This window comes from Enterobacter cloacae complex sp. I3, from assembly GCF_014896175.1.
GTDB lineage: Bacteria > Pseudomonadota > Gammaproteobacteria > Enterobacterales > Enterobacteriaceae > Enterobacter > Enterobacter bugandensis.
The window spans coordinates 23,405-50,397 of record NZ_JADBQZ010000012.1; the positions used below are offsets into that span (position 1 = coordinate 23,405).

Genomic DNA, 26,993 nt, shown 5'->3' on the forward strand with positions numbered 1-26,993 from the left:
TTATTTTTACTCTCCGGGTAAAATGACACAGAGCCAGATCCATTATTAGACTCTCCCTCGCCTAGTAATATTCTCTAATAATGGATGAGTAATGAAACTTTCAAAAATTGCACTTGCCCTCGCAACAGTGACCGTTGCATCTTCGGCATTTGCTCACGGATATATTGAATCTCCTGCCAGCCGCGCCTATATGTGTAAGCTGGGTCAAAATATTGATTGCGGCTCCGTACAGTATGAACCGCAGAGCGTAGAGAAAACCTCCGGCTTCCCGACCGGGGCAGAGCCAGCAGACGGACACCTCGCCAGCGCGGGTATCTCTCAATATTCTCAGCTGGATAAGCAGAGCCTGAATGCGTGGACTAAAAACCCGATGACCGCGGGCCCGCATGAATTTGTCTGGCACCATACTGCGCCGCACAAAACCACCAACTGGCGTTATTACATTACCAAACAAAACTGGGACCCAAATAAGCCGCTAACTCGCGATCAGTTTGAATTAACCCCGTTCTGTACAATTAACGGAAATAGCCAGGCGCCAGCCGTAACTAAATCCATGACCTGTAATGTTCCTGAACGCACAGGCTATCAGGTAATTTACGGCGTATGGGAAATTGCAGATACCACAAACAGCTTCTATCAGGCTATCGACGTTGATTTCGGGAATGGCGGCAACGTTACCCCGGACGAAACGCCTGCGGTTGTGTCCGAGTGGAGCAAAACCCTGAGCGGCCAGATTGCCGGTAATAACCTGAACGTGGGCGATAAAGTTATCGCACGCTTCTTCGACGCCCACGGCGAAGTGACCGCCATGCGCACCGAGATGACCATCGGCTCTGCTGAACAAGGCGACGCTAACCAGTGGTCCTACGATCTGGCGCAGAAGATCAACACCGCACAGCACGACGTGCGCGTCGGCGTGAAAGATGAAGCCGGTGACATCAGCCCGGTTCACGGCGCCAACAGCGTATTCGTGAAAGACGGCAGCACGCTGCAGTCCGTTGCTATCTCTTATGAAGAGCAAAAAGCGCAGGTGAATGAGACCATTGCCGTTACCGATCTGCAATACAGCAAAATCGAACATGGCAACGCGACCGTGACCTTCCACGTGAATACGCAGGGCGACGTGAATTTTGAAGCACACGTGATGAACCACCACGGTGCGGAAAAAGGCTACCTGAAGCAGGACATGAACAACAGCAATCAGGACGTCACCATGACCCTGACCGACGTGACCGCCGGTCACCACATGCTGAAATACTACGCGACCAATAAAGACGGCACCCTGTTCGCGCAGGACGTCCTGAACCTGATGCTGGAAGGCGATGCCGCTGCGGATAGCACCGGCCACCACGACTTTACCTTCCCGGACAATATCGCCTCCTACAAGGCGGGTACCGTGGTGCTTCAGCCTAAAGACGGTAAGACCTACGAATGTAAGCCATTCCCGTACAGCGGCTTCTGCGTGCAGTACAGCCCAACCGCAAACCAGTATGAGCCAGGCGTTGGCGCACACTGGAAAGAGGCGTGGGTTCTGAAGAACTGAGTGGCCTTTACGCCCGGCGGCACTGCGTTTGCCGGGCCTACACACCACGTAGGCCCGGTAAGCGCAGCGCCACCGGGCATGCGTGTTACTGATTTCGCGTGGCGCGTAGCAGCGTCTCCAGCGGATAGACCGCCGCAATCACCACCTCATCCTGCACCTTCGCCGCGCTGTCCAGCTCGCTCTGGATCGACGCGATCTCTTTGTCGTCCAGCGTCCCCTGACGCGCCACCAGATCCGTCAGCCTCAGGCCAATCGAGGCCAGCTTATCCACCTCCAGAATGACCGGCTTAATGGCCTTCAGCTGATAGCTGTTTTCGCTCAAGGCCAGCACATCGCTGGTGTTGTTCTGCCAGCGGTTAAAGACGTGGCGCAGCGCCTCGGCGCTCTCCGTGTCTTCCGCGTCGCTCACCAGGCGGTCCGCCCACTTGTGCATCTGGCGCACGGTGGCGCTTTCGGCGTTCAGCGCATCTGCAAGTCTGTTAAGCGGCTCAAACTGATGGTAGTTTCCGGCCTGGAACTTCAGGTGCTGGCGGGTGTAATACTGGGTCGGCTCGAGCGCCTGAGCGAGGATTTGCAGCGGCAGGGTATCCGCATTATTTGCCAGCCGCGTAAACTGTACCAACTGCTGGGTGTGCTGCTGTAGCCCAACCGACACCGTGGACCAGCTGTCCATCGCCTGTAGCCGGGTATACATGTTGTCGACATCGTTGACGTCCTGCGCGGACCACAGCCGCTCCGCCACCGCAAAGGCGCGCGGCCACAGGCGAATGTCCAGCACCGGCGCGACCACGTTTTCCGCCCACAGCGCGGCTTCGCCGCCGAGCAGGTTGGCCTGATTCGCCACGTCCGGCACGACCGGAGGGGTACCTTTCGGCACATCGTCCAGACGCGCGCCGCTAATCGGGTAGCGGGTGTTTCCCACCAGGAAATAGCCGGTGAGTTTGTCGTTATCAACGTTGACCACCGGGCGCGTTTCACCCATCCAGGTGTCGACGGTAAAGGTCACCTGGTTGTCGTCGCGCCACTGAATGTTATTCACCGCCCGACGCGATTTCCCGGCAAAATCAATAAAACCGCGCCAGCCGGCGTCGCCTTTCACCAGCGTAAAGCTGCCTTCCACCGGCTTGCCCTTCAGGCGCGGCATGGAGAAAGCCCAGCTCTGGACGCTGTCGGTGTCCGCTATCACGTCCACGCCATTCAGCCCCTGCGGCACGATTTCGTTGCGGTAGTGATAGGCGGTGGACTGGGGCTGGTCGAGGTAGAAGCCGGTTGAGAGAATGCCCTTATAGCCGTTCTGCGCCACCTGCCCCAGCGCGTCCTGTCCCTGCCAGGACTGGATCAGAATGCTTTTCGGCAGATCGGGATGGTAGATCTCGTCCCAGCCGACCATCTGCCGGTAGTGCTTCTCAAGGATCGTCTCCAGCTTGCGGTTGAAATACGCCTGCAGCGCGTGGCTGTCCGCCAGTTTGTTGTCGCGCATAAATCTCTGGATCGCCGCGTTTGCCTTCCACTGGCTGTCGTCCACCTCATCGCCGCCGATATGCAGATACGGATCGGGGAAGATCGCCGCCAGTTCGCTGACCATCGCGTCGGCAAAGGTGTAGGTCGCCTCTTTGGTGGGATCCAGCACCGGCTTCAGCACGCCCCAGTGGCGCTCCATAGCGTACGGCCCCGGCGCGCTCATCAGTTCTGGATAGGCGACGGCAATCGCTGAGGCGTGGCCCGGCATATCGATTTCCGGCACCACGCGTATGCCGCGTTCGGCTGCGTAACGCACAATCTCACGCATCTGCTCAGGGGTGTAGTACAGCCCGTCGCTGGCAAGCTGGGTTAATTTTGGATAACGCTTCGAGGTAAAGCGCCAGCCCTGATCGTCAGTCAGATGCCAGTGCAGGACGTTGAGCTTAGCCGCAGCCATGCCGTCGATCTGGCGCTTGATATCGGGTAACGGGATGAAATGGCGCGCCGAATCGAGCAGCAGCCCGCGCCACGGGAAGCGCGGCGAATCTTCGATGGTAACCCACGGAATCGAAGTGTTTTCGGCACCGTTCTGCATCAGCTGGAGCAAGGTTTCCATTGCGCGCAATGCGCCAAAGCGGGTGTTAGCGGAGATGTTCACGCCGTTGGCATCCACAATGAGTTTGTAGCTCTCATCGCTGTCCGGAAGCGGCTGCGGCTTCACCTTTTTAGCGATGGCGATACGGATGGTCGGCTTGTCAGGTTTTTCGGCCTGTGGCTGTAGCGTCCAGCCGGTTTGCAGCGCAATGCGCTGGCGCAGGCGGTTGACTGCGTCCCCCAGATCGTCGCCGCTGACGCTCACGGAGAGTTGATTGTTAAGCACCAGCGCGCCCTGCGTCGTCGGGCGTTCAACCTTCGCAGGCCAGGGCATCAGGGGAAGGTCGCCTGCCGGCGCGGCAAAAGCGGAGGCGCCGAGCATAAGCCCGGCGGTTAAGAGACTGTACCGTAACATGAATGTTCCTTATCTGACGGGCCAAATACAGGCAAAACATTCTGTTAACATGCGTACAAATTGTCGTCAAGCGAATGCGCCGACGGAGATCACAGGTTGTTGAATTTGGGAGGAAAGCCAGATGCCGAGTGGCGGCTTCGCCTTACCCGGCCTACGTCTGGACTGTGGCAAAATGAGCTTACTGCCACCCATATCGACGCGCATAGAACCCTTTCACCATCTGCGTCAGCACCATGTAGCCCGCGAGGATCGCCACCAGCCACGGGAAGTAGCTCAGCGGCAGCGCCTGCAGCTGCAGGTAACCTGCCAGCGGCGAGAAGGGCAGCGCGATACCCAGCGCCATCACAATGCCCGTCATTACAATCAGCGGCCACGCGGCACGACTCTGGATGAACGGAATGCGGCGCGTGCGGATCATATGCACAATCAGCGTCTGGGACAGCAGACCTACCACGAACCAGCCGGACTGGAACAGCGTCTGGTGTTCCGGGGTGTTGGCGTGGAACACAAACCACATCAGGCAGAAGGTCAGAATGTCGAAGATGGAGCTGATCGGCCCAAAGAACAGCATAAAGCGGCCCAGATCGGCCGGGTTCCAGCGCTGCGGCTTCTGGATCTGCTCGTCATCCACGTTATCAAACGGGATCGCTACCTGAGAGACATCGTACATCAGGTTCTGGATCAGCAGGTGCAGCGGCAGCATCGGCAGGAACGGCAGAAACGCGCTCGCCACCAGCACGCTGAAGACGTTACCGAAGTTGGAGCTGGCGGTCATTTTGATGTACTTGAGCATGTTGGCGAAGGTGCGGCGCCCTTCAATGACGCCCTCCTCCAGCACCATCAGGCTTTTTTCCAGCAGGATGATATCCGCTGCCTCGCGGGCGATATCCACGGCGCCGTCCACGGAGATGCCAATGTCCGCCGCACGCAGCGCGGGCGCATCGTTGATGCCGTCGCCCATAAAGCCCACCACGTGCCCTTCACGACGCAGCAGCGTCACAATGCGCTCTTTGTGCATCGGCGTCAGGCGGGCAAACAGCGTCGTGCGCTGGGCAAGCTGCGCCAGTTCGTCGTCGGTGAGGTGCTCAATGTCGCTCCCCACCACCACGTCGCCCGCGTCCAGCCCCACTTCGTGACACACTTTGGCCGCCACCAGCTCGCTGTCGCCGGTGAGAATTTTGACGGTGATGCCGCTCGCCTTCAGCGCCTTCAGCGCCGGTGCGGTGGTCTCTTTCGGCGGATCGAGGAATGCGATGTAACCCTCGAGGATCAAATCGGATTCGTCGATACGCTGATAGTCCCCCTCCCGCGCGGGCAGGAATTTGCTCGCCACCGCCACCACGCGCAGCCCCTGACGGTTCAGGTTGTCGGTGACGCGCTTGATGCGGCGCAGCATGGTGTCGTCCAGCGGCACGATCTCCCCGTTATGGCGCACCTGCGTGGAGACGTTCAGGATCTCCTGCAGCGCGCCTTTGCAGATCAGCTGGTGCACGTCCGGCTGCTCGCTGACCACCACCGACATGCGGCGGCGCTCGAAGTCGAACGGGATTTCGTCCACCTTCTGCCAGCGGCCGGAGAGCGTACGGGCGGCCTCCTCGTCCACGCCTTCCAGCACCGCCACGTCGAGCAGGTTTTTCAGCCCGGTCTGGTAGTGGCTGTTCAGCCACGCGCTGTGGAGCACGCGCTCGCTGGTTTTACCGGCGATGTCGGTGTGGTTCTCCAGCACGATTTTATCCTGCGTCAGGGTGCCGGTTTTATCGGTGCAGAGAATGTCCATCGCGCCAAAGTTCTGAATGGCGTCGAGGTGTTTGACGATCACCTTTTGTTTAGAGAGTTTGACCGCCCCGCGCGCCAGCGTGGAGGTAACGATCATCGGCAGCATTTCCGGCGTCAGGCCAACGGCCACGGAGAGCGCAAACAGCGCCGCCTCCCACCAGTCGCCTTTGGTGTAGCCGTTGATCAGCAGGACAATCGGCGTCATGACCATCATAAAGCGGATCAGCAGCATGCTGACGCGGCCAATCCCTTTCTGGAACGCATTCGGCTCGCTCTCCTGCTCGCTGACGCGCCCGGCAAGCTGTCCAAACCAGGTATTGCCGCCGGTGGCGGTGACAATTGCCTGCGCCGTGCCGCTGACCACCGTGGTGCCCATAAAGCACAGGGTGTCGCACTCGAGCGGGTTCATCTGCTGCGGGTCGCGGCTGCGCGATACCTTCTCAACGGGCAGGGACTCCCCGGTCAGGGAGGCCTGCGCCACGAACAGATCCCGCGCCTGGATGATGCGTAAATCCGCCGGGATCATGTCTCCCGCCGCCAGCTTCACCAGATCGCCCGGCACCAGCTGGTCAATAGGCAGCTCAACCCAGGCGTTTTCGCCGAGGTCGTTAATCACGCGCGAGACGGTTGCGGTGTTGCTGACCATCGCTTTCAGGGCGTCTGCCGCTTTGGTGGAGCGGGCTTCCTGAATGAAGTTCAGCAGCGTGGAGATACCCACCATCAGGGCAATCACGCCCGCGGCAAAGAGATCTTCCGTCGCGTAAGAGATGATGCCGAGCACGGTCAGCAGCAGGTTGAACGGGTTGCGGTAGCAAAGCCACAGGTGCACCCACCACGGAGAGGGCTTCTGCGCCGGGATCTGGTTATCGCCGTGCACGGCGCGGATTTTTTCCACTTCAGACGCGTTCAGCCCTTCCGGATGGCCGCCAAAGGCGCGCCAGACTTCGTTTTCATCCATCGCCGCGACGTTCAGGCAGCGTTCGGTCAGGGACGCCGGGATCGCCGCTCCCGCCATGTTTTTGGCATTGGGCAGCGGGTCGCGCTGAACAAGACGGTGTGGCAGATGGCGGCTCAGCAGCGCCTGCAGCTGCCGGGTGATATTTTTAAACATAGACATTCCTCCGCATCCGCCAGGCGGACGCAGCATTCCCTTCAGGCGTGGCAAAGCCGTACCTGTCAGGCACTCAATTTTTCAAGCAGGAACGTTTGGGACGTTGCTGCCTCACATTACCGGTGAGACAGCAAAAGCTGGCTTACCGGAAAGAACAAATTCTCCCGTTCAGGAGAGGTGCGGGATCGGGATCCATAAAGCCTCCGGTAAGTAAAAAAACAGGGTGTCGCCGCGCAGTATAAAGATTTAAGCGTACCCTTTGTGACGATTCGGGCGGTATTATACGCGCCTGCAAATAAACAGTACGTAAACCAGACTTTGCCCATAGCGAAATCGCGCTATAGCATTAGGCTCAATTGACCATTTTGTCGTTGTTACAGGGAATACAGCATGCAGAACCGCCTTACGATTAAAGACATCGCGCGTTTAAGCGGCGTGGGGAAATCAACCGTCTCACGCGTGCTGAACAACGAAAGCGGCGTCAGCGAACGCACCCGCGAGCGCGTTGAGGCGGTCATGAATCAGCACGGTTTTTCCCCTTCCCGCTCTGCGCGCGCCATGCGCGGGCAGAGCGATAAAGTGGTTGCGATCATCGTTTCGCGTCTGGATTCCCTCTCCGAAAACCTCGCCGTTCAGACCATGCTGCCTGCCTTCTACGAGCAGGGCTATGATCCGATCATGATGGAGAGCCAGTTCTCGCCACAGCTGGTGGAAGAACATCTCGGCATGCTCCAGCGCCGTAACATTGACGGCGTGGTGCTGTTTGGTTTTACCGGCATTGACGAGGAGATGCTGAAACACTGGCAGCCGTCTCTGGTGCTGCTGGCGCGCGATGCCCACGGTTTTGCCTCCGTCTGTTATGACGATGAGGGGGCGATTATCACCCTGATGCAGCGCCTGTACGAAGAAGGCCACCGCCACATCAGCTATCTGGGCGTGCCGCACTCAGACGTTACCACTGGCAAGCGCCGCCACGAGGCCTATCTGGCCTTTTGCAAAAAGCACAATCTCCCTGCCGTGGCCTCCCTGCCGGGGCTGGGCATGAAGCAGGGCTACGAGCAGGTCGCCAGCGTCCTGACGCCGCAGACCACCGCGCTGGTGTGCGCCACGGATACCCTTGCGCTGGGTGCCAGCAAGTATCTGCAGGAGCAGCGCATTGATAACCTGCAGGTGGCGAGCGTCGGCAGCACGCCGCTGATGAAGTTCCTGCACCCTGAAATTATCACCGTCGATCCGGGCTACGCCGAGTCCGGCAGGCAGGCCGCCGCGCAGCTGATCGAGCAGATCAACGGGCGGAGCGAGCCGCGCCAGATCGTTATTCCTGCCCGTCTCTCATAACCCCCCTGAATCGTTTATTGTGATCTTCGCCCGATTTCGGGAACGTTCCCATTTTCGCCGTCACGCTGAAGGAGTAGGCTTGCGCTCAGGTCATTACCCCCCTCAACATCTGTCATGAGGTTTCATGATGAGTAAAGTCAAACAAGCAGATATCGATCGGCTGATCGTCCTGGTCGGCGGCCGCGAAAACATCGCCACCGTCAGCCATTGCATTACCCGCCTGCGCTTCGTGCTGAACGATCCGGCCAAGGCCAACCCGAAGGCGATTGAAGAGCTTTCCATGGTGAAAGGCTGCTTCACCAACGCCGGACAGTTCCAGGTGGTGATTGGTACCGAAGTGGGCGATTACTATCAGGCTCTGCTGGCGACCACCGGACACTCTTCTGCCGATAAAGAGCAGGCGAAGAAGGCGGCGCGCCAGAATATGAAGTGGCACGAGCAGCTGATTTCCCACTTTGCAGAAATCTTCTTCCCGCTGCTGCCGGCGCTGATCAGCGGGGGCTTAATTTTGGGCTTCCGTAACGTCATCGGCGATGTGCCGATGAGCGACGGTAAAACCCTGGCGCAGATGTACCCGGCGCTGCAAAGCATCTATGACTTCCTGTGGCTGATTGGCGAGGCGATTTTCTTCTATCTGCCGGTGGGGATTTGCTGGTCCGCGGTACGCAAGATGGGCGGTACGCCAATTCTCGGTATCGTACTGGGCGTCACGCTGGTCTCTCCGCAGTTAATGAACGCTTACTTACTTGGTCAGCAGGTGCCTGAGGTATGGAACTTCGGCCTGTTTACCATCGCCAAGGTGGGCTATCAGGCGCAGGTCATTCCGGCCCTGCTGGCGGGTCTGGCGTTGGGCTTTATTGAGACGCGTCTGAAGCGCATCGTGCCGGATTACCTCTACCTGGTGGTGGTGCCGGTCTGCTCGCTGATCCTGGCCGTCTTCCTGGCGCACGCTTTTATCGGTCCGTTTGGCCGCATGATCGGCGACGGCGTGGCCTTCGCGGTGCGTCATCTGATGACCGGCAGCTTCGCGCCAATCGGTGCCGCGCTGTTTGGCTTCCTGTATGCCCCGCTGGTGATCACCGGCGTGCACCAGACCACGCTGGCCATCGATATGCAGATGATCCAGAGCCTCGGCGGTACCCCGGTCTGGCCGATTATCGCCCTCTCTAACATCGCACAGGCCTCTGCGGTGACCGGCATCATTATCGTTAGTCGTAAGCACAACGAGCGTGAGATCTCCGTTCCGGCGGCCATCTCCGCCTATCTCGGCGTCACCGAACCGGCGATGTACGGCATCAACCTGAAGTACCGCTTCCCGATGCTCTGCGCGATGATCGGCTCTGGCCTGGCGGGCCTGCTGTGCGGCCTGAACGGCGTGATGGCGAACGGGATTGGCGTCGGCGGCCTGCCGGGGATCCTCTCCATCCAGCCTACTTTCTGGCAAGTGTTTGCCCTGGCCATGGCGGTGGCGATTATCGTCCCCATGGCGCTCACCACCGTGGTTTACCAGCGTAAGTTCCGTCAGGGCACGCTGCAGATTGTTTAACTTCATCTTTCGGGGCGCAGTTGCGCCCCTTCGCATTTGCAGGAACGCATTATGAATACCCTTCCTCACTGGTGGCAGAACGGCGTCATCTACCAGATTTACCCAAAGAGTTTTCAGGACACCACCGGCAGCGGCACCGGCGATCTGCGCGGCGTGACGCAGCGGCTGGATTACCTGAAAACCCTCGGCATCGACGCCATCTGGCTGACGCCGTTTTATATTTCCCCGCAGGTGGATAACGGCTACGACGTGGCGAATTACACCGCCATCGACCCGTCCTTTGGCACGCTGGATGACTTTGACGAGCTGGTTGCAGAAGCGCACGAACGCGGCATTCGCATCGTGCTGGATATGGTGTTTAACCATACCTCCACGCAGCACGCCTGGTTCCGCGAGTCGCTGAACAAAGATAGCCCGTACCGCCAGTTCTACATCTGGCGCGACGGCACGCCGGAGCAGCTCCCCAACAACTGGCGCTCCAAGTTTGGCGGCAACGCCTGGCGCTGGCACGCCGAGAGCGAGGAGTATTATCTTCACCTTTTCGCGCCCGAGCAGGCGGATCTCAACTGGGAAAACCCGGCGGTGCGCGCCGAGCTGAAAAAGGTATGCGAGTTCTGGGCCGATCGCGGCGTGGACGGCTTGCGCCTGGACGTGATTAACCTCATCTCTAAAGATCGGGATTTCCCGGACGACATCATTGGCGATGGTCGCCGCTTCTACACTGACGGGCCGCGCATCCACGAATATCTCCAGGAGATGAGCCGCGACGTCTTCACCCCGCGCAACCTGATGACGGTGGGCGAGATGTCGTCAACCTCGCTGGAGAACTGCCAGCAGTACGCGTCGCTCGACGGGCGCGAGCTGTCGATGACCTTTAACTTCCACCACCTGAAGGTGGACTACCCCGGCGGCGAAAAGTGGACGAAGGCAAAGCCGGACTTCGTGGCGCTGAAAACCCTCTTCCATCACTGGCAGCAGGGCATGCACAACAAAGCCTGGAACGCGCTGTTCTGGTGTAACCACGACCAGCCGCGCATCGTGTCGCGCTTTGGCGACGAAGGGGAACACCGCGTTCACGCTGCAAAGATGCTCGGCATGGTGCTGCACGGCATGCAGGGCACGCCGTATATCTACCAGGGTGAAGAGCTGGGCATGACCAACCCGCACTTCAGCCGCATCACCGACTACCGCGACGTGGAAAGCCTGAACATGTTCGCCGAACTGCGGGCCAATGGCCGTGAGCCGGATGAATTACTGGCGATTCTGGCGAGTAAATCCCGCGATAACGGCCGAACCCCAATGCAGTGGGACGCGTCGCACAATGCGGGCTTTACCGAGGGCGAGCCGTGGATTGGGGTCTGCGATAACTATGAAACCGTGAATGCCCGTACGGCGCTGGACGACCCGGATTCAGTGTTCTACACCTATCAGTCGCTGATTCGTCTGCGCAAAACCCTCCCGGTGCTGACGTGGGGAGATTATGACGATCTGCTGCCGGAACACCCTTCCCTGTGGTGCTATCGCCGCCAGTGGCAGGGCCAGACGCTGATGGTGGTGGCAAACCTGAGCCGAGAGCGCCAGCAGTGGCAGCCGGACCCGGTACAGGGCGCATGGCAGGTCGCACTCAGCAACTATGAGGACGTCCCCTCTCGTCCCGATACGCTGCAACTGCGCCCGTTTGAAGCCATCTGGTGGGTGCAGGAATAAACGTCAGGAGATACAGCATGCTGTATCTCCTTTTTTATGTTTAGCGATACGCTAAATGTACGACGATAACTTTTACATCACGGCGTACCGAAAATAAAAATAGCCCTGCCAATTAAATAACCTCGGCAGGACATGATGAAAAAGACAATTATTAAAGTAACGTGTATTAGCGCATTATTATTGAGCACACAGGGATGGTGCGGAAATACGTCCGTCGACCTTCGCTTTGGCCATAATACGCGCTCTGACGTAAATGATTCACGTATTAAGGTTATGCATCAGGCGGATAACGGTTTTTACTTCTCCGTTGAAGCCGCACAAAACCACAACGATACCTTTTTTGGTGATACCGACCGAAATAATCCCGATGACAAAGGATTAACGGAGGCGGCACAGGAGATTGAAACGCGCTGGCGCTTCAATCTGGGCAATGGCTTTGCCGTTGCGCCTGGCATGGTGACGGTTTTCACCCCCAGTAATACCCACTATCGCCCCTTCATTCAGGGCTGGAAAGCGTTTGATAACGGTCTGAATCTTTCCGCCCGTTACCGTTATAACACCGTCAATGACGCGCACAGCGACAAAGAACTCGACGGCAGCGGCTATACCCGCCGCCAGTCACACCAGTTCGACATTTGGTTCGCGTACAACATTGGCAAATTCGGTATGTCCTACAACCCGCGCTTCCGCTGGCAGGATAATGTCGATCAGGGAACCGGGGATGATACCTACTGGGAGCATACCGTTGCGTTCAACTACCAGCTCGACGATGGCTGGACGCCTTACGTCGAGCTGGTGTCACTGGATAAAACCTATATCAACAATGACGGCAACCATGAAAATGATTATGCCGTACGTCTGGGGATAGTGAAGCAGCTCTGACGGCCTGACTACACCGTATCGTGCTGCAGCAGCCTGCAGCCGATACGGTCCACGGCGCTTAACAGTTCAAGCTGGCCCTCCCGCTGATACAGCGATACCGCGTTAATGTCGATCGATAACGGCCAGCATAGCGTTGAGATCGACGCCAGCGTCGCCCCCTGACGGGTAATTGCAATAATCTTTAAGCCCTTGCGCAGCGCGTTTCGCGCCATTTCTATCAGCGACTGTGTCTCCCCGGATTTGCTGATCAGCACCAGCGTCCCCTTCGATACCCGTGTCAGCTGGTGCATGTCATTCAAAATAAGATGCGGCAGGCTCGCCAGCGATAAAAAGCGCGACAGGTAGTTGAGGCTGGTAAGCGAGGCGCCGCGTGCGTACAGATAGATATGGCTGGAATGGATGAGCAGTCTGGACACCTCCGCCACAATGTCGTCCGCCTGCGGACCCGCGTCGGGCACTGCAGGCGCCGGGGTAAAATGATCGCGTAAAAAACGATACCGAAGCTCGGTATAGCTTTTATACCCCATTTTTTTACACACACGATTAACGGATGTTGTCGTTGTAAAGGTATCACGGGCAATCTCTTTTGCCGAAATATTAGAAATATTACACGCGTGATGCTGAATGTATTCAAATATCAAGCGTTCACTTCCCTGGAATGAATTCATATATTACACCCTGTTTAATCCCGGCATGATATTAACACAACAGAGAAATAGTCTCTGGAAGGCGCTTCACACATTGCATTTACGCGTATCACGATACGTAATTAGTATTAGCAAACGTTAAAAACTGTTTTAGGTTCTCTTTATACTTTCCCTGTTTTCACATCCAGGGAATTATGACAATGACGAAACAGAAAGTTGTCGCGGTAACGGCGTGCCCGACGGGCATTGCACATACCTTTATGGCGGCGAATAAAATTATTGCATGGGCTAAAGAGCACAATATTGAGGTTAAGGTCGAAACGCAGGGCAGCGACGGCGTTAAAAACCGCTTAACGAAGCAGGATATCGCCTCCGCCACGGCCATTATTCTGGCAACCGACGTCCCCATTCAGGATGCCGAGCGCTTTGAAAACATTCCCCACCTTCAAACCCGCACGCAAGAGCTGATCAAGCATACCGATCGCTATCTGCGTCAGGCGCTTGCCATGGAAAAAAACGTCACGACTGTCGTACATGAAGACGAACTCCAGCCTTCGGCTTACCAGATTTTTATCGGCCATATCATGGCGGCCATCAGCTATATGCTGCCGGTGGTGGTCATGGGCGGGCTGATGATGGCAACGGCCAAAATTACCGGCCAGTTTATTAACATCGACCATTCGCCGTTCAGCGTGCTGGATAAAGTGGGCTTTATGACCATTGAGTTCATGTATCCGGTTTTCGCCATGTATCTGGCGTTTTCCATTGCCGGCAAACCGGCGCTGATCCCCGGACTTATCGGCGGCATCATGTCAGACGAGGTCTACAAGCGCTTCTTTGATATCGAAGGCTTTATGCCGTCCGGCTTTTTCGGCGCGATCGGCATTGGCTTTTTTGTGGGCTATCTGGTGCGCTGGCTGAATGATTCCATTCACGTCCGCCAGCAGCTCACCACCATCAAGACCATGCTGGTCGTCCCACTGATCACCGGCATTACGCTGGTGATGGTCATGGAATATTTGATTAACCCGATTTTTGGCTCGCTTAACCAGTTGATGGTGCTCTTTTTTACCTCGGCAGGTGATACCGGGCGCGGATTCTATTCCGCGATGATCGCCGCAGGCACCGCGTTCGACCTGGGCGGCCCGGTCAACAAGGCGGCAGGCTCGGTCGCGCTCGGCCTGAATGGCATGAGCGAAACGTTTGATCTCACCGCCCGCGAACTCTCCATCGTGATCCCCTCTATTGGCGTCGGCTTTGCCGCGTTCCTCAACGGCCGCTTTGGACTACCGGATGTTTTTAGCCGGGAAGAGAAAACCGTTGGCAGCACCTCGTTGCTGCTTGGCGTGATTGGGATCTCCGAAGGCGCGATCCCGTTCATCCTGAAAAACCCACGTCTGATCCCGGTGTTCATGACCGGTGCCGTTGCCGGCGCGCTGGTCGCCATTGCACTCGGCGTGAAGCAGACGCTGCCGCTGCCGGCCATCTGGGGCTGGCCGCTGGCAACCAACGTGGCGGGCTACCTGGCGAGCGTCTTTATTGGCGCACTGATTTGCGCCCTGGGCGTGCTTTACGTCAGCCCAAAGAACGCCAGCTAAGGGGAAGGTCATGAATCAGATCCACGTCATTGCCCATACGCACTGGGATCAGGAGTGGTATTTCACCCGTCAGGACAGCATGGTGCTGGCATCATATAACTTTGCGGACGTCATCGACACGCTGGAGCAGGACCCGGCTTACAGCTGCTATCACCTTGACGGACAGATGGCGGTGGTAGAGGACTTTCTCGCCATCAATCCCGAGTATCGCATCAGGCTGGAGACGCTGGTCAGAGAGAAAAGGATTTTTGTGGGGCCGTGGTATACCCAGACGGACACCTACAACGTGCATGGCGAATCCATTATCCGCAACCTCAAATACGGCATCTTCTCTGCCCGTAAGCTGGGGCACGCCATGCAGGTTGGGTATCTTCCGGATACCTTCGGCCACAATGCGCAGATGCCCACAATTTTGCAGGGCTGCAATATCGACAACATCGTCTTCTGGCGCGGCATCGATCACGACGGACAGGCGAAAAGCAGCCAGTTCCTCTGGCGCGCGCCGTCAGGGGCGACCGTTATCGCCTGCGCGATGGCGCTCGGTTATGGCGCGGCTAAAAACATCTCTTCAGACGCGAGCCATTTGCAGGGAAAAATCTTCCCGATGGTCAATCTCCTGCGCTCGCGGGCCGGAATAAATGACCTGCTGCTGCCCTGCGGCGGCGATCAGGTCAGCATCGACCCGGCGCTGCCGAAAATCCTGCAGGTCGCCAGCGCACGCTCCCCGGATGAGGACCGGTACGTCATCAGTTCGCTGGAGCGCTACGTCGACATTCTGCGCGCGCAGCGTGAGCAGTTTGAATTCTGGGAAGGAGAGCTGAAATCGCCGCGCTACACCCGCATCCATAAAACGATCGGCTCCGTGCGCTACGACATTAAAAAGAAAAATGATGCAGTTGAGCAGTTCATCCTGCGGCAGCTGGAGCCGACAATCGCCATGGCGCGTCATCAGGGGCTGCCGGTCAACCTCTCGGTGGTCGATACGCTCTGGAAGAAGCTGTTGCGAAGCCATGCTCATGACTCCATCGGCGGCTGTAACAGCGATGCCACCAACCGCGATATTCTGCATCGACTGGAGCAAACCGAACAGCTGTGCCATAGCCTGTGGAATCTGGTGGTGAAAACCCTGGCCGCCGCCTGCGCTCGGGAAGGCGATCTGCTGATTTTTAACCCGCTGGCCACGCAAACGCAGCGCGTGGTGAAAACCACTCTCTATAGCCGCGCTGAAAATATCGCCCTGATGTATCAGGGGCAGGCCATCCCCTTCGACGTCCTGGAAAGAGACGTGTTGCCCGGCGGAACGGCGATCTCCCTTAACGCCGAAGGCGAGTGTGAAACGCCCCTTCCCCCTTATTACCGCTGGCACGTTGCTGTGAAAACACCGGTTCTGCCGCCGGTCGGCTATCTCAGCGTTAACGTTGAAGATAACCCGGCGCCTTTACGGCAGCCTGAACAGACAACGGGCAGCGAGATAGAGAATGCACAGTATCGATTAACGCTGGACGACGGAACGCTAACCCTGCACGACAAACGCAGCGGCAGATGCATCCCCTCGTTCTTTACCCTTGAAGACTGTGCAGATGCGGGCGACAGCTACGATTTCTCACCGCTTGCGGGCGATACGCCGACGCGATGCGACCATTTCACGCTCGTCGACTGCCTGAAAACGCCGCTTGTCGAAAAGCTGATCGTTGAAGCCACCCTGTTTCTTCCGCCAGATCTCGCCGGACGCAAGGATACTGCCCGAACGCCGTTATCCATTCGTCTGGAGTGCACATTACGCGAAGACGATCCGAACCTGTACGTCGAGGCTTCGCTGGAAAACAGCCACTGCGATCACCGGCTACGTTTACTGATCGGCAGCGATATTCGCACCCGTCATGCTATCGCCTCCCAGCCCTTCGCGATAATCCAGCGCGATACGGGGTGTGAGAGTGAAAACTGGCAGGAGCGCTATCGCGAGATGCCCGTGGATATCGAAACCACCGAAGGCATTATCGCTGTCGCGGAAGCGGGCAAAGCGCTGGTGGTGAATAGTCGCGGTATGAAGGAATTTCAGATTATCGGCAGCGAACCCGCGACGATTGCCCTGACGTTATTTAAAGCGACGGGCGTGCTCGGGCGCAACGATCTCGACTGGCGACCGGGCCGTGCGTCCGGCATTAATAATACGGTGGTTGAGACCCCCGACGCCCAGTTACTGAAACCGTTGCGCTTCACGTTTACCGTCGCGCTGGCCGACAGCGCCGATCATCTCACGCTTCGCCAGCTGGAAAACCAGGCTGCGGGACAGCCTTTCACCTATCAGCGGCAAACGCTACATACGCTCGATCACCGACTTGAACGCTTTGCGTTGCGTCTGCCCGAGCATCAGCTTCCGGCACAATTCTCATTATTGACTCTGCCGGAGCCGCTAGTCCTTTCTGCCCTGCCCCATGCGCAACGGTCGAATGGGACCGTCGTCCGCGTGTTTAACGCCGGGACGCAGCCGGTTCCCGTCCCGGAAAGTCTGGTGGGGCTATGTCAGATCAACTATCTGGAAGAGCCTGTGCCGCCGGTAACGGCAATCCCCCCTTTCGCAACCTGCGATTTTTTGATGGAGGCTTAATATGAACTTGCTTGCATTGACGCACCCCGATCTGGTTTTTATCAACCCGCCGCACCGTACGCCTGAAGCGCTGATCCGCTGGCTCGCCGAACCGCTCGCCAGGCGAAAAATCATCTGCGATAAAGAAACATTCATCCAGAGCGTGTTACAGCGCGAAAGCGAAGGCCCTACCGCGCTGGGTGAAGCGCTCGCCGTTCCGCACGGTAAAACCGAGGCGGTGCAGCAGGCGGCGTTTTGTCTGGCACTCTTTGACGACCCGATACGCTGGCCGGGGCTGGACGGTGATGAAGAGGTCAGAATGGTTTTCCTGCTCGCCATTCCGCCCGCGGAAGCAGGCAGTACCCATATGCAGCTGCTGACGACGCTGACCAGTTTATTGACAGAAGATCGAGTGCGCGCGCAGCTTCTGGCGGCGCGCACCCGGGAAGAGGCGATGTACGCCCTGAGTGCTGAAGAACCTCAAAAACAGGATGCGGCCCCTGACCGCTCCCTTCTCATTCCGGTGATACTGGGCAGTATCGCTACCGCAGCCTTTTTACAGGCAGGATTGAGCTGGGCCTGCGCGGTGAGTTAACCGAACGGCGCTCAGCACGTACCGCGTTGAGCGCTTGTTTTTGTTGAATAATTAATCAGATTTTTCCTGCACGTATTTACAATTGCTCCAGCGCCCGCCGTTTGTACTCTCGTCTTTTTACTTTGTTCTGCGTCAAATAAATCGCAAACTTGTTTGATGCAAATCACTATATGTAGAACTTAAAATGCACGCCGACCCAACATCTTGTATTAATCGTCTACTATTCCAACAACAAGACGGCGCTTACGCTGGCCGGAATTGTGGATAACACGAGCTGGGAACGGGGGAAGTCTTTGGCCTGGCGGGGAATACGTCCGGTGAATACTTCTCCACCTCTGTGGATAACCTGTTTTTAAAAATGGAGTGATCATGACACCGCATGTGATGAAACGTGATGGCTGTAAAGTGCCGTTTAAATCAGAGCGCATCCAGGAAGCCATTCTGCGTGCAGCTAAAGCAGCGGGAGTCGATGACGCAGATTACTGCGCCACCGTCGCAGAAGTCGTTAGCAGCCAGATGACTGAACGCAGCCAGGTCGATATCAACGAGATCCAGACCGCGGTTGAAAACCAGCTGATGGCAGGCCCCTACAAACAGTTAGCCCGCGCCTACATTGAGTATCGCCACGATCGCGACGTGCAGCGTGAGAAGCGCGGTCGCCTGAATCAGGAGATCCGTGGCCTGGTGGAGCAGACCAACTCTGCCCTGCTCAATGAAAACGCCAACAAAGACAGCAAAGTGATCCCGACCCAGCGCGATCTGCTGGCCGGTATCGTCGCCAAACACTATGCCCGCCAGCATCTGCTGCCGCGCGACGTGGTCTCGGCACACGAGCGCGGCGAGATCCACTATCACGACCTCGATTACTCGCCGTTCTTCCCGATGTTCAACTGCATGCTGATCGACCTGAAAGGCATGCTGACCCAGGGCTTTAAAATGGGTAACGCCGAGATTGAACCGCCTAAGTCGATCTCCACGGCGACAGCGGTAACGGCACAGATTATCGCTCAGGTGGCGAGCCATATTTATGGCGGGACCACCATTAACCGCATTGACGAAGTGCTGGCCCCGTTCGTGACGGCGAGCTTCAACAAGCATCGGAAAACTGCCGAAGAGTGGCAGATCCCGGACGCGGACGGCTATGCGCACTCCCGTACCGAAAAAGAGTGCTACGACGCGTTCCAGTCGCTGGAATATGAAGTGAACACGCTGCACACCGCCAACGGGCAGACGCCGTTTGTGACCTTCGGTTTTGGCCTGGGTACCAGCTGGGAATCACGCCTGATCCAGCAGTCCATTCTGCGCAACCGTATTTCCGGCCTCGGCAAGAACCGCAAAACCGCGGTGTTCCCGAAGCTGGTGTTCGCCATCCGTGACGGCCTGAACCACAAGTTTGGCGATCCGAACTACGACATCAAACAGCTGGCGCTGGAGTGCGCGAGCAAACGCATGTACCCGGACATCCTGAACTATGACCAGGTGGTAAAAGTCACCGGTTCGTTTAAAACGCCTATGGGCTGCCGCAGCTTCCTCGGGGTGTACGAGGATGAAAACGGCGAGCAGATCCACGACGGGCGTAACAACCTGGGCGTCATCAGCCTGAACCTGCCGCGCATCGCGCTGGAGGCCAAAGGCAATGAAGCTGAATTCTGGAAACTGCTGGATGAACGCCTGCAGCTGGCGCGTAAGGCGCTGATGACCCGTATCGCACGCCTTGAAGGGGTGAAAGCCCGCGTGGCGCCCATCCTCTATATGGAAGGGGCCTGCGGCGTGCGCCTGAAGGCAGACGATGACGTGTCCGAGATCTTCAAAAACGGCCGCGCGTCGATTTCGCTGGGCTATATCGGCATCCACGAAACCATCAACGCCCTGTCTGGCGACGCGCATATGTACGACAGCGCGGCCCTGCGCGAAAAAGGTATTGCGATTGTCCAGCGCCTGCGCGACGCGGTTGACCAGTGGAAAGAGGAAACTGGCTACGGGTTTAGCCTCTACAGTACGCCGAGCGAGAACCTGTGCGACCGCTTCTGCCGTCTGGACACCGCCGAGTTCGGGATTGTGGAAGGCGTGACCGACAAAGGGTACTACACCAACAGCTTCCACCTCGACGTGGAGAAAAAGGTAAACCCGTACGACAAGATCGACTTCGAAGCGGCCTATCCGCCCATCGCCAGCGGCGGGTTCATCTGCTACGGCGAGTACCCGAACATTCAGCACAACCTGAAGGCGCTGGAAGACGTGTGGGATTATAGCTATCAGCACGTGCCGTATTACGGGACCAATACGCCAATCGACGAATGCTACGAGTGTGGCTTTACCGGTGAGTTCGAGTGTACGAGCAAAGGCTTTACCTGCCCGAAATGCGGCAACCACGATGCAGCCCGTGTTTCCGTGACCCGTCGCGTGTGCGGCTATCTCGGCAGCCCGGATGCCCGTCCGTTTAACGCCGGCAAGCAGGAAGAGGTGAAGCGCCGGGTGAAACATCTGGGGAATGGGCAGATCGGTTGAGCCACTGCCACAATTTGCCCGGTGGCGCTACGCTTACCGGGCCTACAATCCGCACTCACACTGTACCCGGCTTGGTTAACCGCTATGAACTACCATCAGTACTACCCCGTCGACATCGTCAACGGCCCCGGTACCCGCTGCACCCTGTTCGTTTCAGGCTGCGTTCATGAGTGCCCCGGCTGCTACAACAAAAGCACCTGGCGCGTAAATTCCGGCATGCCGTTTACCGCCGAAATGGAAGACCGCATCATCGACGACCTGAACGACGCGCGCATCAAACGCCAGGGGATTTCGCTCTCCGGCGGCGATCCGCTTCATCCGCAAAACGTGCCGGAGATCCTGAAGCTGGTGAAGCGCATTCACCGCGAGTGTGCGGGAAAAGATATCTGGGTCTGGACGGGATATAAGCTGGAAGAGCTGAATGCTGCTCAGAGGGAAGTCGTGGATTTGATTAACGTGCTGGTGGACGGCAAGTTCGTGCAGGATTTAAAAGACCCGGCCCTGATCTGGCGCGGCAGCAGCAACCAGGTTGTGCATCATTTGCGGTGAATGAAGGCGGATAACCTCTATCCGCCTGGCCTCAAAACCGGCTCAAACTCTCCATCGCCTCAGCCTTAAACGCCGCAAAATCCTCGCACTGGCACAGGCGCGTCATCGCGCGTTCTCGCAGGAAAGTGACGAAGATGTCGTAAATCGCCATCGCCTCTTCGTACTCGCTTTTGCTGATGGCGAGCAGGAAGATGACGTGCGCCGTTTCATCCCCCCACTGAATACCCTGCGGAGCCAGCACCGTATAGACCACCGTTTTCTGTGCCAGCAGGCCGAGGGAGTGCGGCAGCGCGATGCCGTCGCCGAGCATGGTGCTGACGATAGCTTCACGCTCAACGACCGAATCCAGAAACTCCGCGCCGACAAAGCCTTCGCGTTCAAGCTGGTCACACAGCTCGCGGAACAGCGTTTGCTGGTCAACAGGCTTGTAGAGAATGCGGAAATGGGCCGCGTCGAAGTATTTCTCCAGCATCCACGGGCGGGTGCGGTCCACCAGCACCAGCTTGCCGATCTGCTCTAACTGATAATCGGTCGGGAACGGAGCGATCGTCACCACCGGTTTAGATTTTTCACTCACGCGGGCGGTGGAGATGACAAAGTCTTCACCGATGGCATCCGCCAGCTCGTACTCGCGCAGAGTGAGCGTGCGCGTCACCTCGATCTGCGGGTATTTGCGCTGGAGCACCGCCTCGATCATGCGCACCATCGCATTACCGGCGTCGCACACCAGCAGCACGCGTGGCTGGCGCTGGTAGCCGATGTTATAGTGGCGCTCCAGCCCCACGCCGATGTGCAGCACCAGAAAACCAATCTCGTTTTCGCTGATCGCATATGGCGTGTATTTCCCCCAGCTCGACACCGCCGCGAGGGTCATATCCCACGCCATCGGATAGTGCTGCTTGATGTTGTCCAGCAGCGGATTGGGGATCATGATTTGATAGCGCACGCGGGTGATCATGGTTTTGATGTGCGTGAGCAGATCGGCGTGCAGCTGCGCGTCGCTGAGCAGGTTGTAGTTATAGTGGGTGTTGATGTAGCGCAGGATATAGTTGACCAGCGCTTCGTCGTCGTCGGCGTTAATCGCGCTGGGGGCAATCTCCTGAATCTGCCGCGCCGCGATGTGGACGCACAGCCAGCTCTCTTCCGATGGCGCAAGCGCCTTGCCCGCCAGCTCCTGAATGGCCACCGCGATATCCTTCGCCGCCTCGCGCACGTTCTCTTCCACATCATCCGCGTGGAATTCCGGCAGCGGATACCCCTCGCTGATGCGCCGCACCGACACCGCGCAGTACAGGCGCAGGAACAGTTCGCCTTCGTCGGTCAGACGAATGTGATGGCGGGTGAGCGCGTCGTGAAGCACGACCACCATCTGCTCCGGTACCCCAGCGTTGAGCGCGACCTCCGTCACCAGCGGGTTAAGGCTGTCCTGCTGCGCCAGCTCCCACAGAAGATCGGTCAGGCAGGCGCGGACCGACATCTCGCTGCCAAACAGCTTCATGCCGTGGCGCGGGCGGGTTTCCAGCGTCAGGTTATAGCGCTGGAACCACTCGCGCACTTCCACCATGTCGCTCTGCAAGGTGGCGCGGCTGACAAACCACTCGTCGGCCAGATCTTCAAGCTTAAGTGAAAACGCCGACGTCAGGAAACGCACCACCAGATAGTGCACGCGCTCCGGTCCCGTTCGGGGAATACGCAGCGCGCGCGGGTGCGATGCCTGCAGCTGCTGATAGCGCTCGGCATCGTCAATTTTAAGCTGGTAGCCGTTACCCCGGCTCAGAATAAACTGCGCGCCGTGGCTCGCCAGCAGCGCGTTCAGGGCGGTGATATCTGCGCGGACGGTTCGCGTGGAGACCGACAGCCGCTGCGCCAGCTCGTCCTGCGGCAGCGTCTCGTTTTGCAACAGATCGAAAAGTTGCGCTAAACGTTGGTTCGGAAATCGCACGTCGTTGTCCTCTTACTGCTCAGGGTGAAATGACCATCTGGGATGGGCTGCCGACCGGGGTATAGTCTGGCTCGGCGCTCAGCTTGCCGTCCGGCGCCACGCGGAAACGGGTAATGTTGTCGCTGCGCTGGTTCATGACGTACAGCCAGCGTCCCTGCTGATCGAGCGTCAGGGTGCGCGGGTAGTCGCCGCGCGTCCAAACATCCTCCTGATGCGTCAGCGTGCCCTCCGCTGTTACGGTAAAGTGCCCGATGCTGTTATGCAAACGGTTCGCCACATACAGCTGTTTACCATCGGCGCTTAGCGCCAGCCCGGCAGCAAAACTGGTGCCTTTGTAACCGTCCGGCAGGGCAGAGACCGTTTTGCCCTCTTTCAGCCTGCCGCTGCTGTCCAGCACATAATGGGTGAGCGTCGACGCCTCTTCGTTAATCAGCCACAGGGCATCGCCTTTCGGCGTAAAGACGAAGTGGCGCGGACCGGCACCTTTCGAAGAGGCGCTGATAAACGGCGGATCGTTCGGCGTTAGCTTTCCGGTTCGATCGTCAAAGCGGTACTGATAGATACGATCCAGCCCAAGATCGGTGGAAAAAACGTACTTCCCGCTCGGATCGGCGGCGATCATGTGCGCATGCGGGCCGTTGTGATCGCTGATCGCGAAACTGCCCTCAACGGCCGCTTCCGGCTTCGCCACGCCCGGTTCGCCCTGGTCCTGATGTCTGTCCGTCGCGTCACCCAGGCTGCCGTCCGCGTTGACGGGCAAAACGGCAATCGATCCGCTGACGTAGTTCGCCACCAGCAGATGCTTGCCGTTTGGCGTTAGCGAAAGATACACCGGCCCGGCGCCGCCGGAGGCCACCTGATTCAGCTCGCTCAGCTCACCGTTATCGCCGACGCGCAGCGCCTGCACCACGCCCTGCTCTACTTCGCTTGCCAGATACAGCGTTTTACCGTCTTGCGAAAGGGTCAACTGCGCCGCGTTCGGCAGTTTGCTCACCAGCGTTTTATCGTCCAGCGCGCCGGTTTGCGGGTCAACGGTAAAACGGTACAGCCCTTCACCGTTCGGATTATAGGTACCCACCCAGGCGTATTGCGTCTGGGCGATGGCGGCGGTGGCGAGCATTGAGAGTGAAGCGACAAGCAGGTTACGGGTGTGCATGGTGGCTCCTTTATATGTGTGAGTTCTACTTCACCAGCTTCTTCGTCATCGCCAGCAGCGTACGCACATCTTCCGGACGCGTATCGCCGCTGGCTTTGTCGATAATCGAGCTGTAGATATGCGGGATGATTTTGCTTACGCCCGCGTCGAGGGCGATCTGCAGGATCGCCTCATAGTTTTCCAGATCGATACCCCCCGTCGGCTCCAGCCAGAAGTCGTGACGGGCGCAGGCTTCCGCCACCGCCTGGTATTCGTCACGGCACTTGAGGCCGCCCATCGGGAAGTACTTGATCGAGCTGCCGCCGAAGTCTTTCAGCAGGGCAATCGCCGTTTCAACCGGCACGATGCCGTCTGGCGCTTTGCTGCTCAGCGGGCCGGTGGAGATTTTCACCATGCCGACGGTACCGGTCGGAGAGACCAGGCCATTGACCACCGATTCATTCTGCCCCAGCAGCGCGCGGCTCGCTGCCACGCCGGTGAAGACCTGATTAACGTGCTGCGGCTGCACCTGGCGGGAGATCTCGCTCACCATCGCCGACTGGTTCGGATCGCCCGCGCCCAGCCCCACGGAGAGCGCGTTATCAATCAGCGCCGCGTATTCACGCATATCCGCGACCGCGCTCGCCACGTCCGGGTAATTTTTGGAGAGCACGCCCACCAGCACATGACCTTCCGCCGCCTCGTAAATGGCGCTGGCGTTGGCCTTTGAGCCGGCCAGCACGTTCAGGCAGACGCGATCACGGTAAAAATTGGGGGTCAGTTTCATGCGTTTTTCTCCTGTCCTAATACTTCACTAATGCGGCGGTAGACGATGTTCAGCTGGTCAGCACTTACGCTGCGCACGTCCGCTTCGATAATCCCTTCGTTGGCCTTGTAGCCACGGAAATAGATGGCGTATTCGCCCTGCTTGAGCGCGTTCACCAGGTCACCCGTGCCGACGCCTGTGGTGGCTTCGTCGAACTTAATTTCGGTGCGGGCGATATCGCGACCCGCGCTGTCCCAGACCACGCGGGCGGTGACGCCGTTCAGGGTGTTGAGCGCGTCGATAAACGGCGTCATTTTCGCCACCATCTCGGCACCGCTTTCCTTGGTGGCCGTCAGGTAGTGTTCAATGGCGCAGGTCAGGCCGAGGATCCCCTCTTTACCCACCTTCATGGCGCGGCCAATGCCTGCCGTCTGGCGCTTCACCCACTCGACGTACTGGGTTTTGCCGATCACCAGGCCGCTGGTTGGCCCCTCGATCGCCTTCGCGCCGCTGTAAATCACCAGATCCGCGCCGGAGCGGTAGTACACGTGCAGATCTTCTTCCGCCGCAGCATCAACGATCAGCGGCAGGGAGTGTTTACGTGCGACGACTGCCGCCTGCTCGACGCTGAGCATGCTTTTCTGCACGCAGTGGTGCGATTTGATGTAGAGGATCGCTGCCGTGCGCGGGGTGATGGCCGCCGCCAGCTGGTCGGCGGAGCATTCGTTGGCGTAACCCGCTTCCACCAGCTTGCCGCCGCCCAGCGCCACCATGGTGCCGACCGGCGCGCCAAAGTTAACGTTGTGGCCTTTCGGCAGGACGATTTCATTGTTCTCGATAGGGGTGACGTGCAGGTTTTCCAGCAGCCAGTCGCTGTCTTTTACCAGCACCGCCGCCACGGACTGGGCGATGCCCGCCGACGCGCAGGAGACCACCGTCGCGCCTTCCACATCCAGCAGCTTCGCGATGTATTCCCCGGTTTTATTGACCAGATCCTTCATCTCGAAGTAATGATTCATGCCGTCCATCGCCGCCTGCACTACTTCCGGGCGCGGCGTGGAGACGCCCAGCGCCGTCATGCGGCCAGAGGTGTTGATAACCTGCTTTAAATTATACTTCTCATAAATCGAAGGCATGTTCCGTGCTCCCTTGTTCGGTCATGTAGCCCTTGCCCGCGCGGATCGCGGCAAGCGGCACCAGAATGTGTTCAGCCTGCAGGCTGTCGTTTTCAGCGTCCGTCAGCACCGTTGGCTGGCGTTTAATCGTGAACAGCGTCAGGTCGGCGTCGAGACCCGGCTGAATGCGGCCCTTGCGCGTCAGGCGCAGGCCGTCGGCGGCGTTCGAGGTCACGCAGTCAATCACCTGCGGCAATGACATGCCGATGGCGAGAAACTTCGACATCACGCTTGCCAGCGAGCCAACCGGGCCGTTGATGCGGTTGCGGCAGTAGATATCCGAGCTGATGGTGTGCGGCAGAATGCCCATCGCGATGGCGCGTTTCGCCACCTCAAAGCTGAAGCTCGCCGTGCCGTGGCCGACGTCCAGACGCACGCCGCGCTTAAGGGCGGAGGTGATGGAGGCGCGCAGCTCGCCGGACGGCGTCAGAATGCGGTTAGGCTTGCCGTTGTAGCAGTGGGTAATGATGTCGCCGGAGCTTAACAGCTCGGCGATTTCGTCGAGGTTCGGCGGGTTATTGCCGATGTGTACCATCAGCGGCAAATCGCCATTCTCTTTCTGGATGGCTTTGGCGCGCTCCAGCGGCGTAATGCCGTTTTCACCGACCACGCTGCTGCTCATGCGCGCCTTCAGGCCGACGATAAAATCAGGGTGGCGCTTCACCGCCTGCTTCACCGCATCGGCATCAATGTTTGCCATGTTAGCCAGCTCGTTCTGGGCAATCAGCCCCACGCGGGAGATATTCAGCAGGGCAAAGACGTCGGTGGAGGCTTTGCGGGTGATTTCATAAAAATCGTCCACGTCGTCGGCCCCGGTACTGCCCGCGTCCACCACGGTAGTGACGCCGGTGGCAATGCCCACGCTGTCCGGCTCGTCGTGGTAAATCGGTGAGTTCGGGTAGCAGTGAACGTGGGAGTCAATCCAGCCCGCGCTAACGTACACGTCACCGTTAAGCTCAACCGTTTTACGGGCGGGAGCGTCAATTTCGCCCGTCGCGGCGATCTTCCCGTCCTGAATGGCGATATCGGTCAGGGTATCGTCGGCGAGGCGCGCACGGCGCAGGAGTAAATCAAACATGAGGATCTCCTGATAGGGCGGGCGCAGATGCGCCCGCGGG

Annotated in this window: 18 protein-coding genes; 10 read left to right on the forward strand and 8 right to left on the reverse strand. The window is 58.3% G+C overall.

All coding sequences use genetic code 11. From position 1 onward, the window contains the following. Positions 1-91 precede the first annotated feature (91 nt). Positions 92-1,543 (forward strand): N-acetylglucosamine-binding protein GbpA, encoded by a 1,452-nt coding sequence (gene gbpA, locus IM271_RS11020; protein WP_045259606.1) that lies wholly within the window; start codon positions 92-94, stop codon positions 1,541-1,543. Between the two features lie 85 nt (positions 1,544-1,628). Here gbpA and IM271_RS11025 read toward each other — a convergent pair whose 3' ends face one another. Both IM271_RS11025 and mgtA read right to left on the reverse strand, forming a co-directional pair. Then, positions 1,629-4,013 carry a beta-N-acetylhexosaminidase gene (locus tag IM271_RS11025; RefSeq protein ID WP_193052599.1) on the reverse strand — a complete coding sequence of 795 codons (2,385 nt, stop codon included), beginning with the start codon at positions 4,011-4,013 and terminating at the stop codon, positions 1,629-1,631. 178 nt (positions 4,014-4,191) lie between these two features. After that, complete coding sequence (gene mgtA, locus IM271_RS11030; RefSeq protein WP_045259608.1) at positions 4,192-6,900, reverse strand: magnesium-translocating P-type ATPase; 2,709 nt, start codon at positions 6,898-6,900, stop codon at positions 4,192-4,194. Between the two features lie 390 nt (positions 6,901-7,290). On the opposite strand from mgtA, the gene treR reads away from it, so the two are divergent. The 4 genes from treR to IM271_RS11050 all read left to right on the forward strand — a co-directional run bounded on the left by treR (position 7,291) and on the right by IM271_RS11050 (position 12,373). Beyond that, the gene (treR, locus tag IM271_RS11035) at positions 7,291-8,238 is read left to right on the forward strand and encodes a trehalose operon repressor TreR (RefSeq protein WP_193052600.1); all 948 of its coding nucleotides are present in this window, start codon (positions 7,291-7,293) and stop codon (positions 8,236-8,238) included. Between the two features lie 127 nt (positions 8,239-8,365). Then, entirely contained in the window at positions 8,366-9,784 is a 1,419-nt protein-coding gene (gene treB / locus IM271_RS11040; RefSeq protein ID WP_045259643.1) for a PTS trehalose transporter subunit IIBC, read from the forward strand. Positions 9,785-9,835: 51 nt separating this feature from the next. Next, entirely contained in the window at positions 9,836-11,491 is a 1,656-nt protein-coding gene (gene treC / locus IM271_RS11045) for an alpha,alpha-phosphotrehalase (RefSeq protein ID WP_193052601.1), read from the forward strand. Between the two features lie 135 nt (positions 11,492-11,626). Beyond that, on the forward strand, positions 11,627-12,373 hold the full coding sequence (locus IM271_RS11050; RefSeq protein ID WP_045259644.1) for an oligogalacturonate-specific porin KdgM family protein: 747 nt from the start codon (positions 11,627-11,629) through the stop codon (positions 12,371-12,373). An 8-nt stretch (positions 12,374-12,381) separates the two neighbouring features. Here the strand turns inward: IM271_RS11050 and IM271_RS11055 are convergent, their stop codons facing one another. Next, positions 12,382-13,041, reverse strand: a complete 660-nt coding sequence (locus IM271_RS11055; RefSeq protein WP_041911449.1) for a MurR/RpiR family transcriptional regulator — start codon at positions 13,039-13,041, stop codon at positions 12,382-12,384. A 179-nt stretch (positions 13,042-13,220) separates the two neighbouring features. Between IM271_RS11055 and IM271_RS11060 the strand changes: the two genes are divergently transcribed. From IM271_RS11060 to nrdG, 5 genes are all read left to right on the forward strand, one after another. Next, positions 13,221-14,618: a fructose-specific PTS transporter subunit EIIC gene (locus IM271_RS11060; RefSeq protein WP_193052602.1), complete on the forward strand. Its 1,398-nt coding sequence runs from the start codon at positions 13,221-13,223 to the stop codon at positions 14,616-14,618. Between the two features lie 10 nt (positions 14,619-14,628). Next, positions 14,629-17,226: a glycoside hydrolase family 38 C-terminal domain-containing protein gene (locus IM271_RS11065; RefSeq protein ID WP_193052603.1), complete on the forward strand. Its 2,598-nt coding sequence runs from the start codon at positions 14,629-14,631 to the stop codon at positions 17,224-17,226. 1 nt (position 17,227) lies between these two features. After that, a complete protein-coding gene (locus tag IM271_RS11070) occupies positions 17,228-17,800 on the forward strand; it encodes a fructose PTS transporter subunit IIA (RefSeq protein WP_193052604.1) in 573 nt (190 codons plus the stop codon). 369 nt (positions 17,801-18,169) lie between these two features. After that, complete coding sequence (nrdD, locus tag IM271_RS11075; RefSeq protein WP_041911452.1) at positions 18,170-20,308, forward strand: anaerobic ribonucleoside-triphosphate reductase; 2,139 nt, start codon at positions 18,170-18,172, stop codon at positions 20,306-20,308. A gap of 84 nt (positions 20,309-20,392) precedes the next feature. Continuing rightward, complete coding sequence (gene nrdG, locus IM271_RS11080) at positions 20,393-20,857, forward strand: anaerobic ribonucleoside-triphosphate reductase-activating protein (RefSeq protein WP_193052605.1); 465 nt, start codon at positions 20,393-20,395, stop codon at positions 20,855-20,857. A gap of 31 nt (positions 20,858-20,888) precedes the next feature. On the opposite strand, the gene IM271_RS11085 is transcribed toward nrdG, so the two are convergent. From IM271_RS11085 to IM271_RS11105, 5 genes are read right to left on the reverse strand one after another with little or no spacing between them, the layout of a single operon-like run. Further along, positions 20,889-22,799, reverse strand: a complete 1,911-nt coding sequence (locus IM271_RS11085) for a PRD domain-containing protein (RefSeq protein ID WP_193052606.1) — start codon at positions 22,797-22,799, stop codon at positions 20,889-20,891. Positions 22,800-22,818: 19 nt separating this feature from the next. After that, positions 22,819-23,955: a lactonase family protein gene (locus IM271_RS11090; protein WP_193052607.1), complete on the reverse strand. Its 1,137-nt coding sequence runs from the start codon at positions 23,953-23,955 to the stop codon at positions 22,819-22,821. Positions 23,956-23,980: 25 nt separating this feature from the next. Then, on the reverse strand, positions 23,981-24,721 hold the full coding sequence (locus IM271_RS11095) for a KDGP aldolase family protein (protein WP_041911457.1): 741 nt from the start codon (positions 24,719-24,721) through the stop codon (positions 23,981-23,983). After that, on the reverse strand, positions 24,718-25,836 hold the full coding sequence (locus IM271_RS11100; RefSeq protein WP_028015299.1) for a DgaE family pyridoxal phosphate-dependent ammonia lyase: 1,119 nt from the start codon (positions 25,834-25,836) through the stop codon (positions 24,718-24,720). Before IM271_RS11100 ends, IM271_RS11095 begins: the two co-directional genes overlap by 4 nt. Continuing rightward, the gene (locus tag IM271_RS11105) at positions 25,820-26,953 is read right to left on the reverse strand and encodes an amidohydrolase/deacetylase family metallohydrolase (RefSeq protein ID WP_028015298.1); all 1,134 of its coding nucleotides are present in this window, start codon (positions 26,951-26,953) and stop codon (positions 25,820-25,822) included. Before IM271_RS11105 ends, IM271_RS11100 begins: the two co-directional genes overlap by 17 nt. Positions 26,954-26,993: the final 40 nt, after the last annotated feature.

Coding starts and splice junctions, on each gene's coding strand:
- gbpA (WP_045259606.1), top strand. CDS start 92: ATGAAACTTTCAAAAATTGCACTTGCCCTCGCAACAGTGACCGTTGCA.
- IM271_RS11025 (WP_193052599.1), bottom strand. CDS start 4,013: ATGTTACGGTACAGTCTCTTAACCGCCGGGCTTATGCTCGGCGCCTCC.
- mgtA (WP_045259608.1), bottom strand. CDS start 6,900: ATGTTTAAAAATATCACCCGGCAGCTGCAGGCGCTGCTGAGCCGCCAT.
- treR (WP_193052600.1), top strand. CDS start 7,291: ATGCAGAACCGCCTTACGATTAAAGACATCGCGCGTTTAAGCGGCGTG.
- treB (WP_045259643.1), top strand. CDS start 8,366: ATGAGTAAAGTCAAACAAGCAGATATCGATCGGCTGATCGTCCTGGTC.
- treC (WP_193052601.1), top strand. CDS start 9,836: ATGAATACCCTTCCTCACTGGTGGCAGAACGGCGTCATCTACCAGATT.
- IM271_RS11050 (WP_045259644.1), top strand. CDS start 11,627: ATGAAAAAGACAATTATTAAAGTAACGTGTATTAGCGCATTATTATTG.
- IM271_RS11055 (WP_041911449.1), bottom strand. CDS start 13,041: ATGAATTCATTCCAGGGAAGTGAACGCTTGATATTTGAATACATTCAG.
- IM271_RS11060 (WP_193052602.1), top strand. CDS start 13,221: ATGACGAAACAGAAAGTTGTCGCGGTAACGGCGTGCCCGACGGGCATT.
- IM271_RS11065 (WP_193052603.1), top strand. CDS start 14,629: ATGAATCAGATCCACGTCATTGCCCATACGCACTGGGATCAGGAGTGG.
- IM271_RS11070 (WP_193052604.1), top strand. CDS start 17,228: ATGAACTTGCTTGCATTGACGCACCCCGATCTGGTTTTTATCAACCCG.
- nrdD (WP_041911452.1), top strand. CDS start 18,170: ATGACACCGCATGTGATGAAACGTGATGGCTGTAAAGTGCCGTTTAAA.
- nrdG (WP_193052605.1), top strand. CDS start 20,393: ATGAACTACCATCAGTACTACCCCGTCGACATCGTCAACGGCCCCGGT.
- IM271_RS11090 (WP_193052607.1), bottom strand. CDS start 23,955: ATGCACACCCGTAACCTGCTTGTCGCTTCACTCTCAATGCTCGCCACC.
- IM271_RS11095 (WP_041911457.1), bottom strand. CDS start 24,721: ATGAAACTGACCCCCAATTTTTACCGTGATCGCGTCTGCCTGAACGTG.
- IM271_RS11100 (WP_028015299.1), bottom strand. CDS start 25,836: ATGCCTTCGATTTATGAGAAGTATAATTTAAAGCAGGTTATCAACACC.
- IM271_RS11105 (WP_028015298.1), bottom strand. CDS start 26,953: ATGTTTGATTTACTCCTGCGCCGTGCGCGCCTCGCCGACGATACCCTG.